The 17,249-nt window shown below is 70.2% G+C and carries 13 protein-coding genes; 7 read left to right on the top strand and 6 right to left on the bottom strand.

Annotated features, from left to right (window positions below; genetic code table 11):
* Positions 1 to 8 precede the first annotated feature (8 nt).
* Positions 9 to 1,364, bottom strand: coding sequence for a DUF6716 putative glycosyltransferase (locus tag ACIRF9_RS14700; RefSeq protein WP_403820721.1), 1,356 nt, complete (start codon positions 1,362 to 1,364; stop codon positions 9 to 11).
* A 197-nt stretch (positions 1,365 to 1,561) separates the two neighbouring features.
* Between ACIRF9_RS14700 and ACIRF9_RS14695 the strand changes: the two genes are divergently transcribed.
* The 5 genes from ACIRF9_RS14695 to ACIRF9_RS14675 all read left to right on the top strand — a co-directional run bounded on the left by ACIRF9_RS14695 (position 1,562) and on the right by ACIRF9_RS14675 (position 6,663).
* Positions 1,562 to 2,548, top strand: coding sequence for a glycosyltransferase family 2 protein (locus ACIRF9_RS14695; RefSeq protein WP_403820718.1), 987 nt, complete (start codon positions 1,562 to 1,564; stop codon positions 2,546 to 2,548).
* Entirely contained in the window at positions 2,548 to 3,885 is a 1,338-nt protein-coding gene (locus ACIRF9_RS14690) for a polysialyltransferase family glycosyltransferase (RefSeq protein WP_403820715.1), read from the top strand. Before ACIRF9_RS14695 ends, ACIRF9_RS14690 begins: the two co-directional genes overlap by 1 nt.
* A gap of 111 nt (positions 3,886 to 3,996) precedes the next feature.
* Complete coding sequence (locus ACIRF9_RS14685; RefSeq protein WP_403820712.1) at positions 3,997 to 4,995, top strand: glycosyltransferase family 2 protein; 999 nt, start codon at positions 3,997 to 3,999, stop codon at positions 4,993 to 4,995.
* Positions 4,988 to 5,404 carry a GtrA family protein gene (locus tag ACIRF9_RS14680; RefSeq protein ID WP_403820710.1) on the top strand — a complete coding sequence of 139 codons (417 nt, stop codon included), beginning with the start codon at positions 4,988 to 4,990 and terminating at the stop codon, positions 5,402 to 5,404. Before ACIRF9_RS14685 ends, ACIRF9_RS14680 begins: the two co-directional genes overlap by 8 nt.
* A complete protein-coding gene (locus ACIRF9_RS14675) occupies positions 5,401 to 6,663 on the top strand; it encodes an NAD(P)/FAD-dependent oxidoreductase (protein ID WP_403820707.1) in 1,263 nt (420 codons plus the stop codon). Before ACIRF9_RS14680 ends, ACIRF9_RS14675 begins: the two co-directional genes overlap by 4 nt.
* Before the next feature lie 52 nt (positions 6,664 to 6,715).
* On the opposite strand, the gene ACIRF9_RS14670 is transcribed toward ACIRF9_RS14675, so the two are convergent.
* Genes ACIRF9_RS14670 through ACIRF9_RS14660 form a run of 3 tightly spaced genes read right to left on the bottom strand, consistent with a single transcriptional unit; the run spans position 6,716 to position 12,136 of the window.
* Positions 6,716 to 8,392, bottom strand: a complete 1,677-nt coding sequence (locus ACIRF9_RS14670; protein WP_403820705.1) for a hypothetical protein — start codon at positions 8,390 to 8,392, stop codon at positions 6,716 to 6,718.
* A 4-nt stretch (positions 8,393 to 8,396) separates the two neighbouring features.
* The gene (locus ACIRF9_RS14665) at positions 8,397 to 10,724 is read right to left on the bottom strand and encodes a glycosyltransferase (RefSeq protein WP_403820702.1); all 2,328 of its coding nucleotides are present in this window, start codon (positions 10,722 to 10,724) and stop codon (positions 8,397 to 8,399) included.
* Positions 10,721 to 12,136, bottom strand: a complete 1,416-nt coding sequence (locus tag ACIRF9_RS14660) for a glycosyltransferase family 29 protein (protein ID WP_403820699.1) — start codon at positions 12,134 to 12,136, stop codon at positions 10,721 to 10,723. Before ACIRF9_RS14660 ends, ACIRF9_RS14665 begins: the two co-directional genes overlap by 4 nt.
* A 279-nt stretch (positions 12,137 to 12,415) precedes the next feature.
* Between ACIRF9_RS14660 and ACIRF9_RS14655 the strand changes: the two genes are divergently transcribed.
* Entirely contained in the window at positions 12,416 to 13,525 is a 1,110-nt protein-coding gene (locus ACIRF9_RS14655; RefSeq protein ID WP_403820696.1) for an acyltransferase family protein, read from the top strand.
* 26 nt (positions 13,526 to 13,551) lie between these two features.
* Here ACIRF9_RS14655 and ACIRF9_RS14650 read toward each other — a convergent pair whose 3' ends face one another.
* Complete coding sequence (locus tag ACIRF9_RS14650) at positions 13,552 to 14,208, bottom strand: TetR/AcrR family transcriptional regulator C-terminal domain-containing protein (protein ID WP_403820693.1); 657 nt, start codon at positions 14,206 to 14,208, stop codon at positions 13,552 to 13,554.
* Positions 14,209 to 14,302: 94 nt separating this feature from the next.
* On the opposite strand from ACIRF9_RS14650, the gene ACIRF9_RS14645 reads away from it, so the two are divergent.
* Positions 14,303 to 15,640, top strand: a complete 1,338-nt coding sequence (locus tag ACIRF9_RS14645; protein WP_403820690.1) for an FAD-dependent monooxygenase — start codon at positions 14,303 to 14,305, stop codon at positions 15,638 to 15,640.
* Positions 15,641 to 15,661: 21 nt separating this feature from the next.
* On the opposite strand, the gene ACIRF9_RS14640 is transcribed toward ACIRF9_RS14645, so the two are convergent.
* Positions 15,662 to 17,242 carry a methylmalonyl-CoA mutase gene (locus ACIRF9_RS14640; protein WP_403820688.1) on the bottom strand — a complete coding sequence of 527 codons (1,581 nt, stop codon included), beginning with the start codon at positions 17,240 to 17,242 and terminating at the stop codon, positions 15,662 to 15,664.
* Positions 17,243 to 17,249: the final 7 nt, after the last annotated feature.

Here is a 17,249-nt window from a genome sequence, read left to right as displayed (position 1 = left end):
TTGAAGGGTCACAGCTCCCCCATCCGCCGGATGACGGGCGCCACCCGCTGCACTCCGTGCCGGTAGGCGCCGCGCGCCGCCCGGCGCACGATCTGCCGGACCGGGCCCGGTTCCTTGTCTGCGGCGGGCGCGCCGGGCAGCGGGCTGCCGTCGGGGCCGAGGTGGTGGCGGGCGAGGATCCCGGGCAGATAGCCGGGCGCGGTGGCGGGCGTGTAGTAGGGGGTGAGGGGCGGCAGTCCGCCGGGCCGGCCGAGCAGCTTGGCGATGCGCTCGCGGGCCACATCCCATGAGGAGTCGTACGAGCCTCCCCCAGAGGGGGTACCCCCAGCGGCGACACCCTGCCGGGACACCCACTCCTCGTCGGGGGTGGGCCGGTGGCCGGCGTCGAGCTGGTCCCAGGAGGCGAGGCAGCCGGAGCCCACGAAGTGGTGGTTGCCGAGGGCCTCGCGCACCCCCAGGTCGCTGAGGACGACGGTGGGGACCCGGCGGTGGAGGGACTCCAGGGCGGCCGTGGAGCTGATCGTCACCAGGAGGTCGGTGCGGTCGAGGACCTCGCCCATGTTGCCGTACACCAGGCGGAAGTTGGGCGGCAGGTCGAGCCGCTGGGCCAGCTTCTGGTACGGCAGTTCCTCGATGTGGGTGGTGTGCTCGCCGGGCTTGGAGCGCAGCTTCAGCAGCACCTCGCGCTCGGGGTGCAGCCGGGCGTGCTGCACCAGCCGGTTCAGCAGGTACGTACGGTCCTTGCGGCTCTCCGGCACGGAGGGCTGGGCGGCGAAGACGACCGTGTACGGGTCGTGCTCCCCGGAGTAGGGGGCGCCGCCCAGGAAGGGCAGGGCCACCTCGGTGACGGAGGAGGCGTCGGCGCCCACGCCCTCGTACACCGCGCGGAACCGCTCGGCGTCCTGGCGGGAGTTGGCGAGGACGAGGTCGGCACCGTGCCGCAGCAGGAGACCGTCGGCGAGCTTCTCGTAGACGACACCGACGTAGCCGGTGACGACGACGGGCCGCTCGGCCGTGTCCTCCCAGACCCGCTTCAGGCCGTGCAGGACCGCCTGGACGCCGCCGCCGACCAGCGCGAGGACGAGGACGTCGTACGACTCCTGCGTCATGGCGCGCAGGAACTCCACGGCCGTGACCTCACGCAGGGATTCGGCGCGCACGCCCACCTCGGCGAGCTGGCGCGGGGTGGGGGTGGCGCGGCCCCGCAGGAGGAACCCGTCGAGGACGGAATGGACGGGGTCGGCTTGCACCCCGCTCACGGATCCGGGCACGATCCTGGAGGCGGTCAGCGCACCCCATTTCCACCGGGTGTCCGAGTCCGCGAGGACGGCAATCCGTGGGGGGTTCGCAGTACTTGCTGGCACGTCGAAGACGCTAGAAAGCAAAACCCAGGGTTGGCCCAACCGCGATTCAACGAAAAGTTAACAGCAGCCCACCGGACACCGAACTGGCTCGCAAACGGCTGTCACGCACGTGGGGTGCACCAATCCGACACATCGAGTTCACCCCCTGTCCAGTCGGCGGAAAGTTCCGCTGCCGGAGGCGCTCCTAGGATTTCGCTGTGCCAAAGCTTTCCGTGATCGTGCCGTTCTACAACGTCCAGCAATACGCACCGGACACCGTCAGAAGCCTTCGCTTCAACGCCCGGCCCGACTTCGAGTTCGTCCTGGTGGACGACAAATCGAAGGACGAAACTCCGGCCATTCTCGAACGGGCGGTCGAGGAGCTTTCCGAGGTCGCCCAGGTGCGTTTTGTCCGCCATGAGGAGAACGGGGGGCTGGCCACCGCGCGCAACACCGGACTGAACGCGGCGACGGGCGAGTATCTGACGTTCCTGGACGGCGACGACTGGCTCGCCCGCGGCCATCTTGCCGAGCTGGTCACCGCGATCGAGACGCTGGGCTGCGACTTCGTACGGACGGATCATGTGCAGGCCACCGGGCGCGCCCGCACGATCGTCCGGCATCCGCTCGGACGGCGCGACGAGGTGCTCGACCCCCGCGAGGCGATCCTGCCCGTCGACCGCTCCACGTCCGTCGACTACGCCTACGCCTGGGCCGGCGCCTACCACCGCCGTCTCCTCGACCGCGGTCTGCTGCACTTCACCGACGGGCTGCGCACCGCCGAGGACCGGCCGTGGATCTGGAAGCTGCACCGGGAGGCGGAGTCGTTCGCGGTGCTGAACCTGCACGGCGTCTTCTACCGCCGCGGGGTCGCCTCCTCCCTCACCCAGATCGGCGACGCCCGCCAGCTGGACTTCATCCGCGCCTTCGACCAGGTCGTCGAGGAGACCGCGCAGGACCGGGAGGCGGACCGGCTGCTGCCCAAGGCGGTGCGCACCTACTGCGCGATCATCGCCCACCACCTCGCGGAGATCGACAAGTTCGAGCCGGCCGTGGCCAAGCAGCTGCGCACGATGAGCTCGGCGGCCATAAAGCGGATGCCGCAGGAGCTGCTCACCGACGTTCTCGACACCATGGACCTGCGCCGCTCCGCGAAGCTGCGGCGGCTCAGGCGCCAGATCACCAGCGCGAAGGCGGCCGCCTGATGGCACGCACCACCGGACAGACCACGCAGATCTTCTGCGCCTCCACGCTGTACGGCGCGGCCACCCTCGCCGCCGCCCTGGACGCCGGCTGCTTCCCGGCGGCGGACCGGCGGCTGCTGCTGGTGTGCAACAACGCCACCACCCCGGAGACCGCCCCGGCCGTCGACGAGATGCCGGGCTTCGAGCCGCTGCGCGACCGCTTCGACGCGGTGCTGTCCTGGAACGACGCGATCAGCCCCTTCCACCCGGGCGCCTGGGCGCCGCGCCCGGACGACGTGCCGCTCCTCGAGCGGTATCTGCGGCTGCTGTGGGGCTTGGGCGAGGACCGGGTGGAGATCGTCCTGGAGTCCATCCAGGTCAACCCCGCCCAGGCCGTCGCCCAGGTGTTCCCCGCCGCGCCGATCGAGGTCTACGCCGACGGCCTGATGAGCTACGGCCCCACCCGCAACAAGCTCGACCCGCTGATCGGTACGCGGGTGCGGCGGCTGCTCCATCTGGACCTGGTGCCCGGGCTCGTGCCGCTGCTGCTCACCGAGTTCGAGGTGCCGGCCCGTACGGTTCCGGCGGCCGCGTTCCTGAAGGTGCTCGGGCAGGTCGCCGACGCCGTGCCGCGGTTGCCGCCGCTGCCCGACGACTCCGCGCTGCTGCTCGGCCAGTATCTGTCCGCGCTCGGCATCCTCTCCGCGAAGGAGGAGGAGGACCTGCATGTACGGATGATGCGGGGCGCGGTGGCGCGCGGTCACCGCTCGGTCGTCTTCAAGCCGCATCCGACCGCGCCGGCCCGCTACAGCCGCCTGCTGGAGGCGGAGGCGGAGAAGCTGGGCGTCGAACTGACCGTCCTGGACACGCCGGTGCTGGCCGAGGTGCTGTTCGGGAGGGCGCGGCCCGCGCTGGTCGTCGGCTGTTTCTCCACCGCGCTGTTCACCGCGTCCGCGTTCTACGAGCTGCCGGTCGCCCGGATCGGCACCCAGCCGCTGCTGGAGCGGCTGACCCCGTTCCAGAACAGCAACCGGGTGCCGGTGGTGCTCGCGGACGCGTTGCTGCCGGACCTGGAGGAGAAGGACGAGATCATTCCGGCCGACACGCTGACCGGTCTGCTCTCCGCCGTCGGATTCGTCATGCAGCCGCAGATCCTTTCCGGTCTTCGTCCGGCGGCCGAACGATATCTGCGCGACCATCTGGCGGGGCGCACCCTGCGTTACTTCAAGCGCAAGCGGCTGACCTCACTGGGGCTGCCCGGCGGTATCCCGGACCGGCTGTCTTTCCTTCCGCACAACTCCACGGCCCGCCGGGTCGTACGGCGGGCGAAGGCGTTGCGGAAGGCGATCAAGCGGTGATTCGCCAACTCCCCACCAAATAAACCCGAAAAGATGAAGAGCAACGGGGAAGCCCGCTTCAGGACGGGCGGAGTTGGGCCGGGGTTAACCAAGGCTCCATAGCTTCCCCGAATGCTGCAAACAGCGTTCTCCCAACAACCGGTCGCCACCCGGGCACCGGAACGCCGACCGCTGGTCTCCTACGTCCTGCCGGTCTACAACGAGCAGGACGGCATCGCCGCCTTCCACACCGAGCTGACCGCCGCCCTCGCCGGCCGCCCGGACCTCGACTTCGAGATGGTGTACGTCAACGACGGCTCCGCCGACGGCTCGCTCGCGATCCTCAAGGGGCTGGCCGAGCGGGACGACCGGGTCCGGATCGTCGACTTCGCCCGCAACTTCGGCCACCAGATCGCCATCACCGCCGGTCTGGACGTCGCGCGCGGCGACGCGGTGATCGTCATGGACACCGACCTCCAGGACCCGCCCCGGGTCAGCCTGGAACTGGTGGACGCCTGGCGCGAGGGCGCCGAGATCGTGCACGCGCGGCGCCGCAGCCGCCAGGACACGGTGTTCAAGCGGACCACCGCGCACCTGTACTACCGCGTCCTGCGCTCCTCCACCGAGGTGGACATCCCGCTGGACACCGGCGACTTCCGCCTCCTCGACCGGCGGGTCGCCGACGAGTTGCGCAAGTACCGCGAGAAGAGCCGGTTCGTACGCGGGATCGTCGCCTCGATGGGCTACCGGCAGACCGAGGTGGCCTTCGACCGCGACGAGCGCTTCGCCGGGGAGACCAAGTACCCGCTGCGCAAGATGGCCAAGCTCGCCATCGACGGCGTGACCAGCTTCTCCACCGTGCCCCTGAAGATGATCACCCGGCTCGGCTTCGTCGTCCTGGCGCTCTCCGTGCTCGGCATCCTCTACGCGCTGGCGATGAAGTTCTTCCGCCCCGACATCACCGTCTCCGGCTGGACGATGCTGATGGTCGTCGTGCTGTTCCTGGGCGGCGTCCAGATGCTGTCGCTCGGCGTCATAGGCACCTACATAGGCCGCATCTACAGCGAGGCGCAGGGGCGTCCGCTGTATCTGGTGCGCGAGGTGATCGGCGGTTCCAGGGCCGATGACTGAGACCACGGCCAGGATCCAGGCGCCTGCCGAGTCCTCCAGGACAGTGCGCCAACTGGTCCGCTACACCCTCATCGGCGGCAGCGGCGTCACCCTCGATCTGGTCCTCTTCCTGCTGCTGCACAACTGGGCCGGGATGAACGAGCAGTTCGCCAACGCCATCAGCACCACGCTCGCCATCACCAACAACTTCGCCCTCAACGCACGCTTCACCTTCGAGCGCCGCGACCGGATCGTCGTCCGCTTCCTGCGCTTCTACGCCGTCGGCCTGACCGGCATCGCCCTGACCAACCTGCTCTTCCTCGCCTTCACCGACGGACTCGGAACCAACGCCAACATCGTCAAGGTGGGCTCGATGCCCCTGGTCCTGGCGCTCCAGTTCGTGCTCAACAAAAAATGGAGTTTCGCGTGAACCTCGGCATCATCGGCGCCGGCGCCACCGGCCTCACCGCCGCCTGGGACGCCGTACGCGCCGGCCACCAGGTGACCATCCTGGAGGCGGCCGCCGAACTCGGCGGGCTGGCCGCCTCGTTGGAGGTGGGCGGAGTCCCGCTGGAGCGCTACTACCACCACATCTTCCGCAGCGACAAGGCGATGATCGTGCTCATCGAGGAGCTGGGGCTGGGTGACGCGCTGCGCTTCCACAAGCCGACGACCGGCATCTACCGGGGCGGGAAGCTGATCGACTTCACCACCCCGTTCGACATGCTCCGCTTCCCGGAGTTCTCACCGGTCGACGCGGTCCGCTTCGCGGGCTCCTCGGCGGTACTGAAGGCCGTACGGAACGGCGAGCGGTACAACGACCTCACCGCCCTCGCCTGGCTGCGCAAGCGGGCCGGGAAGAAGGCCACGGCGGCCATCTGGGAGCCGCTGCTGAAGGGCAAGTTCGGCGACCGCGCCGAGCAGGTGTCGATGGCGTGGCTGTGGGCCCGTATCCACTGCCGGACCTTCGAACTCGGCTATGTCGACGGCGGGTTCGAGCGGGTCTATGCCGCCCTGCGGGACGGGATCGAGGAGCGCGGCGGGAAGGTCGAGTTCGGCAAGGCCGTCGAGACGATCCGGCAGGAGGGCGACACGCCCGTGGTGACCTGCGCGGACGGGTCGACGTACCGCTTCGACCACCTCATCGTCACCACCCCGCAGCCCGCCTTCGCCAAGGCCGCCGGGCTGCCCACCGAGGACACGGTGTGGAAGAACCAGTACCTGGGCGCCACCTGCTTCGTCCTGGAGATGGACCGCAGCGTGATCCCCTACTACTGGCTCAACATCAACGAGCCGGACTTCCCGTTCCTCGCGGTGGTCGAGCACACCAAGATGATCGACCCGTCGGTCTACGGCGGCCGGCACATCCTCTACGTCGGCAACTACGTCGAGCGCGAGGACTGGCGGTTCACCACCGAACCCGGTGAGCTGCTCCAGTCGTTCCTGCCGTACCTGAAGCGGGTCAACCCGGACTTCGACCTGTCCTGGGTGAAGAACTGGCACTTCTCGAAGGCCGGCTTCGCCCAGCCGGTGGTGACCCCGCGGTACCGGGCGCTGATCCCGCCCCACGAGACCCCGCTGAGCCGGGTCACGCTGGCCACGATGGCCCAGATCTACCCGCAGGACCGGGGGCAGAGCTACTCGGTGGAGATGGCGCGGAAGGTGACGGCGAAGCTCGGGCTGCGCTGAATCTGCCGGAACGCGGAAAGGGGCCCCCGGTGCGGGGGCCCCTTTCCGTTGCTCACTTGCGCCTGCAGACCACCAGCGGGGTCTTCGGCTTCAGCGGCGGGCAGGTGTACGTCGCCCGGACCCGCTCGCGCAGCCCCGCGTCGACGTACGCGAGCCGGAACCAGGCCCGGTCCAGGATCGCGTAGGGCGCCGGGTCGTGGTCGACGCAGTCCGCGTTCTCCTTGAAGGACTTCAGGTCGGCCACGTCCGGGATGAAGCGGGTGCGCTGGAGGAACGTGGCGATCGGGTAGCGGCACTGGGCCGGGTGGTCGACGTAGTAGACCGTGTCGCCGAAGGCCAGGTACAGCACCTTCGCCCCGGCCGGGATCTGCGCGCTGAGCCGGTCGGCGTCCCTCTGCTTGATCTCCGCGTTCTGGTGGAACCTGGTGTTGGTCGACGACACCTTGCCGTACTGGGCCAGGTGCGGGGAACTCGGCCAGACCGGGCCGGCGAGCAGGACGACACCGGCGAGCGCGACCGGGGCCGCCGACCGTCCGGGCAGGCCCTTCAGCCGGGTGTCGGCCAGCGCGGCGAGCAGGGCGAGAAGGCCGAGCACCCACAGGGTCGCCGGGCGCTGCGCCCCCTCCGGCAGCCGGGTGTAGAGCGCGGGCAGGGTGCCGTACAGCAGGGACACGGTGCCGAAGCACCACGGCGGGGTGCGCGAACCGCCCACCGCCAGGCCCCATACGGCGGCGGCGAAGACGGTCAGCTGGACGGCGTGGTACGGGAACCAGTTGCCCTGTACGACCACCACGGCCAGCGAGCCGGAGCCGATGAGCACGGCGATCGTCAGCAGCTCCAGGCGGCGGGCGCGGCCCTGGACCCGGGTGAGGAGGAGCAGCAGCGCGCCGGGCAGGAGCAGCAGCATCGGGGTGAGGACCGACCGGTCGGCGAGGAACTCGAAGGACCGGTGCAGGATGAAGCCCGGGCGGATCCCGGTGCGGCTGAGCGCCGACTGGTTGATCTGCGGCATGTCGTGCGTCCACTGCAGCTCGTGCGAGCCGGCGAGGACGCTCAGTCCGAAGAGCGCGATCGCGCCCGGTACGGCGACCAGGGCGACGCGGATCGCCCGGCCGCGGTCGGCGGCCCACAGGATCAGGACGCCGAAGGCGGCGGTGGAGGCGGTGGAGTACTTCATCATCACCGCGAGGCCCAGCGGCAGCGCGGCGATCAGGGCGGCCGGCCAGGTGCGGCGCACACCGAGCGCCGCCGCGATCCCGAAGACGGTCAGCACCACGGCCGTCCACTCCGGCTGGAGGAAGTCGGTGCGCGGCGCCAGGACGAGGACGAGTCCGGTGGCGCCCGCGGTGAGGGCCGCCTCGCGCGGGGTGATCCGGCGCAGGAGCGCGGTGTACAGGGCGAGGGCCGCCGCCGCGACGACGAGCGCACCCTCGGCTTCGATGATCGTCTCCCGTACGACCACGCTGCCGGAGGTGGGCAGGTCCAACAGGGCGATGAACCACCGGTAGAAGAACGGGCGGTGGGTGAAGACCTCGGACGGGGAGTAGCCGGCCTCGCCGCCGAGGCGCAGGGCGGCGAGCACGTACTGGAGGTCGCCCGTCAGCCGCCGGGTGAGGACCGTGTACACGACGGCCGCCGCGGCCGAGGCCGCGACCACCGGCCACCACAGGGGTGACCGGCGGGCGCGGGGGGCGGGCGGCGCGTCGACCGGGGCGGTCGTCGTCGCCATGCGATCAGCCGCCCAGGATGGTGCGCAGGTCGGCGGAGTTGGCCTCGGTGACCTTCCACAGTTCCTGCTGGCGGCCGTGCACGTCGGCGACCGTGCGGTCGTGGTCGGCGAGCAGGTCGCGGGAGCGCTCCACCAGGAGGGCGGCGAGGTTCCGGTCGTGCACCGAGACACCCCACTCGGGGCGGTCGATGTCGCGCAGGAAGTACGCCATCTTGGGGTGCGAGATGAGGCTGATGATCGGGGTGCCGCAGCCGAACGGGATCATGCCGGCGTGGCCGCGCATGCCGATGACCAGCCTGGTGCGGGCGTAGAGGTCGCGAATCTCATCGTTCTCGAAGTCGTACATCGGGATGACGGGCAGCGAGACACCGTGCTCGCGGCGCAGGTCGAAGGCGATCTTCTCGTCGTCGAGGGAGTGCGCCACGCACCTCACGTCGGCCAGCTCGCGCAGCCCCTCGACGGCCTTGGCCATCTGGGCGAGGAAGTAGCCGTAGTCGTGGCCGAAGCGCAGGCCCGCGCGGTCGTAGGCGGCGTTGATGAGGATCGTGTCGTCGCGGCGCGCGGGGTCCTGCCAGCCGTCGACCAGCTGGCGGGTGACCGTGGTCGGGCAGGGCTGGAAGCGGACCCTGTCGTGGAGGTGGGCGGGGAGCATCGCCCGGACCTTCTCGATGGAGCCGTGGTTGCGCAGGCCGAAGAAGGAGGACTTCTCGACGAGGAGGCGCAGTGACTCCCGGAAGCGGTTGGCCCGGTAGGACTGGCCGTCGAAGGCGTTGAAGCCGACGGCGTAGACGGCGATCGGAACGTCGATCCCGTTCAGCATCTCGTCGGAGACGTTCCACTGCCAGGCGCTGTTGCCGTTGGGCATGGTGTCCGGGATGAACAGTCCGCCGCCGCCGATGACCAGGCCGCGGCGGGCGTTGACCCGCTCCAGTGCGGCCTCGTCGAAGAGGCGGTGGGCGTGGACGGAGTGCCAGCGGCGGGAGGTGGTGTCGCGGTCGAAGCCGAGCCGGACGCTCTCCGGGAGCAGCTTGTCGCCGGCGTTGCCCTGGCGGTCCATGTAGAAGGCGACGTGCGCGAGCTGGTCCTCGGGGCGCCCCGCGGGCTGGGCCGGGATGCCGAGGGTGCGCTGGTGCCAGATGCGGCTGGCGCGGTGGGTCGGGTCGACGGTCAGGCCGGCGGTGGCGTACTCACGGGCCTGGGTGTCGTCGCCGTGCACCCAGGCGATCTGGGCGAGCCGGGAGAAGGCGGTGGCGGCCCGGTTGGGGGCGGCGGAGGCGAGGTGCAGCTGGGCCTTGGCCTCCTCGTAGCGGGAGACGCTCATCAGGGCGTTGCCGTACACCTCGTGCGGCCAGGCCTCGTCGACGGGCAGGTGCACGCGCTCCAGGATGTCGACGGCGGCCTGGAAGTCGCCGGCGCCTATGTGGGCGAGGGCGACCTTGCGGGCGGTGTCGACGTCGCCGGTGCGCTCGACGTGCGGGGTGCCGTAGTGGACGAGCAGGTCGTGGTGGAGGGTGTCGCCGGCCTCCAGGTAGGCGGCGTGGAGTTCGGCGTCGGTCAGCTCGAACTCGGCCCAGCGCTCCTGTGCCAGGCCGTAGCCGGCCTCGCCGCCCTGCCAGGGCTTGTGGCGGCCGGTGAAGTGCAGGACGGCGGTCTCGTCCGGGACGGGGAGGTCGCCGGAGAGACGGCGCTTGACGTAGTTGTACTTGGGGTCGAGGTCGACGAAGTCGCCGTCGAGGAGGGCGTTGAGGATGCCCTGGTCGTGCTTGTCGAGCTCGTAGGTGCCGGCGCGGCCGATCGCGTCGAGCTTCGCGCAGAACGCGTCGGTCAGGTACTCCTTCTGGATGACGAGGAGCCCGCTGTTGAGCATGCGGGTCTTGTCGCCGTAGAAGAACTGCGGGACGGCGGCGAGGCCGTGGCGCAGGGCGAGGAGTTCGGTGATCGGGCCGAGGACCACCATGTCGGTGTCCAGGGTGATCACGGTGTCGTAGTCGCGGATCCGGAAGACGTCGAGGATGAAGTACGCCTTGCGGACGAGGTAGTTGTCCTGGTCGCCCTTGACGTAGGAGTCGTAGTGGTCGGCGTCGACGCGGCGGAACCGCACGCGCGGGTGCAGGGCGCGGATGGCGGCGACGGAGGCGGGGCGCAGGTCGTCGTGGAGGACGAGGAAGTCCTCGCAGACGTCCGGGTTGGACAGGGCGAGGGAGCGCAGCAGGACGAGGAAGCCGGGGAGGTAGTTCTCGTCGACGAAGCTCGCGAAGGCGATGCGGCGCTTGCCCGTGAGGGCGCTGGCGTCCGTGGCGGGCGCGGAGGTCTCAGGGGTGGTGGTCGTCATCGCAGGGAAATCCTCATGCCGGAGACGCTCTGGGCCCGTTCCATGACCCACGCCTTCTCGCTGCCGTATTCGTGCACGTTGGTGATGGCCAGCTTCATCGCCTCGGGGAGGCGGTAGGCGCCGCTCTCGTAGAAATCGAAGCCGATCAGGTCGAGCGTGGGGCTGACGTCGAGGAAGTCGAGCAGCCAGAGCATGTTGAAGCCGGAGGTGGGGATGGCCGCGAACTGCTCGGTGGTCCAGCCGCCGATGTTGCGCACCGGCCAGCGCAGCGACTCGTCGTTGACGTAGGTCTGGGCGCCCGGGATCAGCTTGTTGCGGACCGAGTACTTCCAGTCGGGCGAGCTGCCGCTGAAGACGAGCCGGGTGTCGACGGGCTTGTCCCAGTTGTAGTTGTGCTTGTGGATGGTGACGTGGATGTCGGTCTTCTTGCCGGTGTGCGCCGGGTCGATGCGGTACGAGTTGAAGCGCACGACGAGGTCGTAGGCATCGATGTCGTGGCCCAGCGAGCTCTCGCCGACCTTGCCCGAGTTGGCGATGAGGCAGATCGACTTGCCGGCGATCCGGTTGCGGAACTCGCCGAGGCTGAGCCACTGCACGCCCCCGAACAGGGGGTCCGGGACCGGGCCGCGCATACGGCCTCGGCGGGTGTCGGCGTACAGGGCGAGGGCCTGGGTGAGTTCGGCGGTGGGCCGGGTGTGCTGGGAGGTGGCCAGGTCGAGGTAGTGCGCGAGCGCCTCCTGGACCTCCTGCTCGGGGGCGCCCTGACGGTCCATCGCGAGGATCGCGCCGACGAGGCGGGCCTGGGCGCCGCTCTGGTCGCCGACGGCGTGTGCGGCGAGGCCCTCGGCCCAGGAGTCGGTGGCGGGGGCGTCGCCGAAGCGGGCGGAGTCGGGGACCGTGCGCTTCAGGAGGATGATGAGTTCGGTGCGGGCCTTGGTGGCGGCGTGGATGCCGTCGACGCGGGCGCGGACGCCGAAGCCGTCCTCCTTGGTGAGGTCGAGGTAGCGCTCGTAGGCCTCGGCGGCCTCCTCCGGCAGGCCCAGGGCCTCCAGGATGCGGCCGCGCAGCCGCCAGCCGGCGCGGGAGTTGCGGCGCTGGTGGAGGATGGTGTCGGTGATGGTGAGCGTCAGGTTCAGCTCGTCGTCGTAGGCGCAGACGACCGCTTTGTTGCCGACGTTGAGCAGGGCGTCCAGGACCTCGTTGCCGAGGTTGCCGCCGCTGCCGGTCGCCGCCGCCTTGGTGCGCCTGAGGAGGCTGGTGGCGGTGGGCGCCGGTGCGGTGGTCTCCTGGGTCGCCCACACGGCCAGGAGTTGACGCAGGGCCTCGGCGACTTGCAGGCGCTTGGGGTCGAGGCTGCCGACGAGCTTGCCGCTGTGCACGGAGCACGCGCGCAGGCAGTCCTCGAGCGTCACCGGGGATGGCGCTGACGAGGGCCTTTGCGGCTTGGTGTGTGACCCTCTGCTGCGGACCCTCGTCATGATTCTCCTGGGCGTATGAAAAGCGTATTGACGTACTGAAACCTGGTGAGGTTGGGAGAACGTAAGAAAGGAAAACGACGCCCAGGTGAACCCCTCGGAACAGAGGAGCGAATGCTGAGGCTGTCGAACAGAAGTTTTGCGGGTGACGCCATAGGGTCCACATAGACGGCACTCATTCGCATTCCTAGGGACACCGGCGTGACACAGACGGTCGTGAACACGACACAGGGGAGCCTCACGGTCGCCACCCCGAAGGCGGCACCGCGGGGCGGCCGGCTGCGCGCCCTCGACGGCCTCCGGCTGATCGCGGCCCTGATGGTGGCCTGCTACCACTACGGCGGCCGGGGCGGCGACATCACCCGCGCCTGGGGCACCTCGGCGGCCCACGTCTTCCCGACCCTGCACACGCCGTTCGCCTACGGCTGCCTGGGCGTCCAGGTCTTCTTCGTGATCAGCGGTTTCGTCATCTGCATGAGCGGCTGGGGCCGCTCGCTGCGCTCGTTCTTCGCCTCCCGCGCGGCCCGGCTGATGCCCTCGTACTGGGTGGCGGTCCTGCTGGTGACGGCGGTCTTCGCGCTGCCGGCGGTCGCCTACGCGGCGGTCTCACCCAGTGACGTGCTGGTGAACCTGACCCTGCTTCAGCAGCCCTTGGGGGTGAGCCGGGTGCTGGGCGTGGACTGGACGCTGTGGGCGGAGATCCGCTTCTACGCCCTGTTCGCGCTGTGCGTGGTCCTGCCGGGCGCGAGCCGGCGCCGGGTGATCCTGTTCTGCGCGGGCTGGATCCTGGCGGCGGCGATCGCGCAGGGCGCGCACCAGCCGCTGCTCGACATCGTGCTGATGCCGGAGTACGCGCCGTTCTTCGTCGGCGGGGTGGGCCTGTACCTGGTCCACCGCGACCGCCGGGACCCCCACGCGTGGGGGATCGTCGGCGTGAGCTTCCTCATCGGCCAGCACTACGCGGTGCGTTCGCTGTGGAACGCCGCCGACCCGAACGCCTTCGCCCACCGCACGTCCTTCGGCATCATCGCGGTCGTCGCCTTCGGCTTCGTGGCGGTGGGGGCGATCGCCCTGGGCTGGCTGGACCGGGTGAACTGGCGCTGGCTGACGGTGGCCGGGGCGCTCACCTACCCCTTCTACCTGGTGCACGAGCACCTGGGCTGGGTCGTGGTGGAGACCCTGCACCGACGGCTGGGAGTGCCGTCGTACGGGACGTTCCTGCTGACCATCGCGTCGATGCTGCTGCTGGCCTACGCGATGAACAAGCTGGTGGAGGAGCAGCTGACGCCGAGGCTGCGGAAGGCGCTGGCGGCGCCGCGTCAGTGAATTCCGGGTGAATTGCGGGGCCCTTTTCAGGAAACTCCGCAGCGCGCTCCGATTCCCGCGATGACGATCTCCAGTCCCTCGTCGAAATGCGTACCGTAATCGGCGAAGATCTCCGCGCCGGCCCGCGCGGACAGCGGGAACTCGGCGAGCAGCCGGGCTCGCTCCTCGACGTCGTACCCCTCCCGCCGCTCGCCGGGCAGCGGCTGCACGCCCTGCTCGTCGATGACGAACCCGATGGTGTACGAGTACGCGGTCGAGGTCGCCCGGACGGCCTGGCCGAGGCTGAACCCGGCGGCCGTGAACAGCCGCAGGTTCTCCTCCATCTCATGGGCGTGGTCGGTGCCGGTGAAGCGTGAGCCGCTGAACACCCGGGCGCCGTCGCGGTAGGCGAGGAGGGCCTCGCGCAGCCCGCGGTTGGCCTTGCGCAGCCGCTCCTGCCAGGAGTCGCCCGGATCGAGGGCGACTTTGGCGACCATCCGCCGGTACATCTCGGTGGCCATCTCGTCCAGCAGCGCCTGCTTGTCCTTGAAGTGCCAGTACAGGGCCGGCGCCTTGACGTCGAGCTCCTTGGCGATCGCCCGCAGGGTCAGCCCGTCCAGACCGGTCTCGTTCAGCAGCGCCAGGGCGGTGTCGGCGACGCGCCCCCGGTCGAGGGGGGTCCGGGGGGCTCGTTCGGTGCTCACGATCGACAGCTTAACGCCGTTAACGGTTGACAGTTTAACGCCGTTAAGGGCACAGTCGTCGTCGACAGCACTTAACAGTGTTAAGGAGATGGTGATGCGACAGACGGACGTACTGATCGTGGGTGCGGGCCCCACCGGCCTCGCCCTCGGCATCGACCTGGCGCGGCGCGGGGTGGACGCGCTGGTGGTGGAGCGAGGCGAGACCCTCGCCCCGGGCTCCCGCGGCAAGGGCCTGCAGCCGCGCACGATGGAGGTCTACGAGGACCTCGGCGTCCTGGACGAGATCCTCGCCGCCGGCGGCCCGTACCCGGTGGGCATGATCTGGCAGGACGGCCGGCAGGCCGGCGAGCACCGGATGTTCGACCCGGCGGAGGACGGCGAGGAGGGCTCCCGCTTCACCGGCCCGTGGATGGTCCCGCAGTGGCGCAACCAGGAGATCCTGCGGGCACGGCTGGAGGAACTGGGCGCAGGGGTGACCTTCGGCCGCGAGGTGGTGCGGCTCGAGCAGGACCCGAACGGCGTGACGGCGCACTTCGCCTCCGGCGAGCCGGTGCGCGCCCGGTACGCGGTCGCGGCCGACGGAGGCCGCTCGGCGGTGCGCCGATCACTGGGCATCGGGATGACGGGCGAGACGGTCGACCCGGATCCGCTGCTGGTGGCGGACGTACGGATCACGGGGCTGGAGCGCGCGTGGTGGCATGTGTTCCCGCCCGGCGGGGAGGGTGCGGGCTTCCTGGCACTGTGCCCGCTGGCCGGGACGGAGGACTTCCAGCTGGTGGCTCGGTTCCCGGACGGCACGGACATCGATCTCTCCCCGGACGGCATCCGCAAGGTGGTGGCGGACCGCACCCATCTCGCCCCCGAGGACGTCACCGAGGTCCGCTGGTCCTCGAACTTCCGCCCCCGCGCGGCCCTGGCGGACCGCTTCCGCGAGGGCCGGATCTTCCTCGCCGGCGACGCCGCCCACGTCCACTCCCCCGCCGGCGGCCAGGGCCTGAACACCAGCGTCCAGGACGCGTACAACCTGGGCTGGAAGCTGGGGGCGGTACTGAGCGGCCGGGCACCGGCGGCGCTGCTGGACACGTACGAGGAGGAGCGCCGCCCGATCGCCGCGAACGTCCTCGGTCTGTCGACCGCGATCCACCGTGACGAGGCCCGCCGGGGCGCGGGGACACGCCAACTGGGCCTGAACTACCGGGACTCGTCACTGTCCGATGAGACGAGGACGGCCCCGGGCGCTCTGCGCGCCGGCGACCGCGTCCCGGACATGACGGTGAACGGCGTACGTCTCTTCGACCTGCTGCGGGGGCCGGAGTGGACCCTGCTGAAGCTGGAGGAGGGGGTGTTCCTGGTCAGGCCGGACGGTTACGTGGGCTGGGCGGGAGAGACGGAGGAGGGGGTGGAGGGGTACCGGGCGCGGGTGGGCGCCTGAAGATCGGCAGCGGCGCCAATCTCAGAACGCATCGCTCGGCACATACGTCCCCCAGACCCCCCGGAGGGCATTGCACACCTCCCCCACCGTCGCCCGGGCCCGCAGCGCCTCCCTCATCGGGTAGAGGACGTTGTCCTCGCCCTCGGCCGCCGTTCGCAGGGCCTCGAGGGCGGCGTCCACCGCCTTCTGGTCGCGTTCCGCGCGCAGTTTCGCCAGGCGCTCGGCCTGTCGGGTCTCGATGGCCGGGTCGACGCGGAGCGGTTCGTAGGGCTCCTCCTCGTCGAGCTGGAAGCGGTTGACGCCGACCACCACGCGCTCGCCGGAGTCGGTCTCCTGGGCGATGCGGTACGCGTTGTGTTCGATCTCGTTCTTCTGGAAACCGTGTTCGATCGCCGCCACCGCGCCGCCGAGGTCCTCGACCTTCCGCATCAGCTCGACCGCGGCCGCCTCGACGTCGTCGGTCATGCTCTCGACGGCGTACGAGCCGGCGAAGGGGTCGACCGTCGCGGTCACGTCCGTCTCGTGGGCGAGGACCTGCTGGGTCCGCAGGGCCAGGCGCGCGCTCTTGTCCGTGGGCAGCGCGATCGCCTCGTCGAAGGAGTTGGTGTGCAGGGACTGCGTGCCGCCCAGCACCGCGGCCAGGCCCTGCACCGCGACCCGGACCAGGTTCACCTCCGGCTGCTGGGCGGTCAGCTGCACCCCGGCCGTCTGGGTGTGGAAGCGGAGCATCAGCGACCTGGGGTCCCGCGCCCCGAATTCCTCCTTCATGACCCGCGCCCAGATCCGGCGGGCGGCGCGGAACTTCGCGACCTCCTCCAGGAGCGTCGTACGGGCGACGAAGAAGAAGGACAGCCGGGGGGCGAAGTCGTCCACGTCCATGCCCGCCGACACCGCCGTTCGGACGTACTCGATACCGTCCGCCAGGGTGAACGCGATCTCCTGCGCGGGGGACGCCCCGGCCTCCGCCATGTGGTAGCCGGAGATCGAGATCGTGTTCCACTTCGGGATCTCGGCCCGGCAGTACTGGAAGATGTCCGCGATCAGCCGGAGGGAGGGCTTGGGCGGGAAGATGTACGTGCCCCGCGCGATGTACTCCTTCAGCACGTCGTTCTGGATCGTGCCCGTGAGCCGGTCGGCGCCGACGCCCTGCTCCTCCGCCACCAGCTGGTACAGCAGCAGGAGCAGCGCCGCCGGGGCGTTGATCGTCATCGACGTGGACACCCGGTCCAGCGGGATCCCGTCGAACAACACCCGCATGTCGTCGATCGAGTCGACGGCGACGCCCACCTTGCCGACCTCGCCGTGCGCGATCGGGGCGTCGGAGTCGTGGCCCATCTGGGTGGGCAGGTCGAAGGCCACGGACAGGCCCGTCGTGCCGTGGGCGATCAGCTGCCGGTAGCGGGCGTTCGACTCGGTCGCCGTGCCGAAGCCCGCGTACTGCCGCATGGTCCAGGGCCGTCCGGTGTACATGGACGGGTAGACACCCCGGGTGAAGGGGTAGCCACCCGGTTCGCCGAGCTTCTCGGCCGGGTCCCAGCCGTCCAGGGCCCGCGGGCCGTACACCGGCTCGATGGGCAGTCCCGACTCCGACTCACGCGCCATGACCACC

It is taken from the genome of Streptomyces sp. NPDC096132, from assembly GCF_044763345.1.
Lineage (GTDB): Bacteria > Actinomycetota > Actinomycetes > Streptomycetales > Streptomycetaceae > Streptomyces.
The sequence above is the reverse complement of the archived record's forward strand: the minus strand, read 5'-3'. Positions and strand labels throughout refer to the sequence as shown.

Bases quoted from the DNA above. Each gene is read 5' to 3' on its own strand.
- ACIRF9_RS14680 (WP_403820710.1), top strand. From the start codon at position 4,988: ATGACTGAGACCACGGCCAGGATCCAGGCGCCTGCCGAGTCCTCCAGG.
- ACIRF9_RS14665 (WP_403820702.1), bottom strand. From the start codon at position 10,724: ATGACGACCACCACCCCTGAGACCTCCGCGCCCGCCACGGACGCCAGC.
- ACIRF9_RS14690 (WP_403820715.1), top strand. From the start codon at position 2,548: ATGGCACGCACCACCGGACAGACCACGCAGATCTTCTGCGCCTCCACG.
- ACIRF9_RS14645 (WP_403820690.1), top strand. From the start codon at position 14,303: ATGCGACAGACGGACGTACTGATCGTGGGTGCGGGCCCCACCGGCCTC.
- ACIRF9_RS14685 (WP_403820712.1), top strand. From the start codon at position 3,997: ATGCTGCAAACAGCGTTCTCCCAACAACCGGTCGCCACCCGGGCACCG.
- ACIRF9_RS14670 (WP_403820705.1), bottom strand. From the start codon at position 8,392: ATGGCGACGACGACCGCCCCGGTCGACGCGCCGCCCGCCCCCCGCGCC.
- ACIRF9_RS14640 (WP_403820688.1), bottom strand. From the start codon at position 17,242: ATGGCGCGTGAGTCGGAGTCGGGACTGCCCATCGAGCCGGTGTACGGC.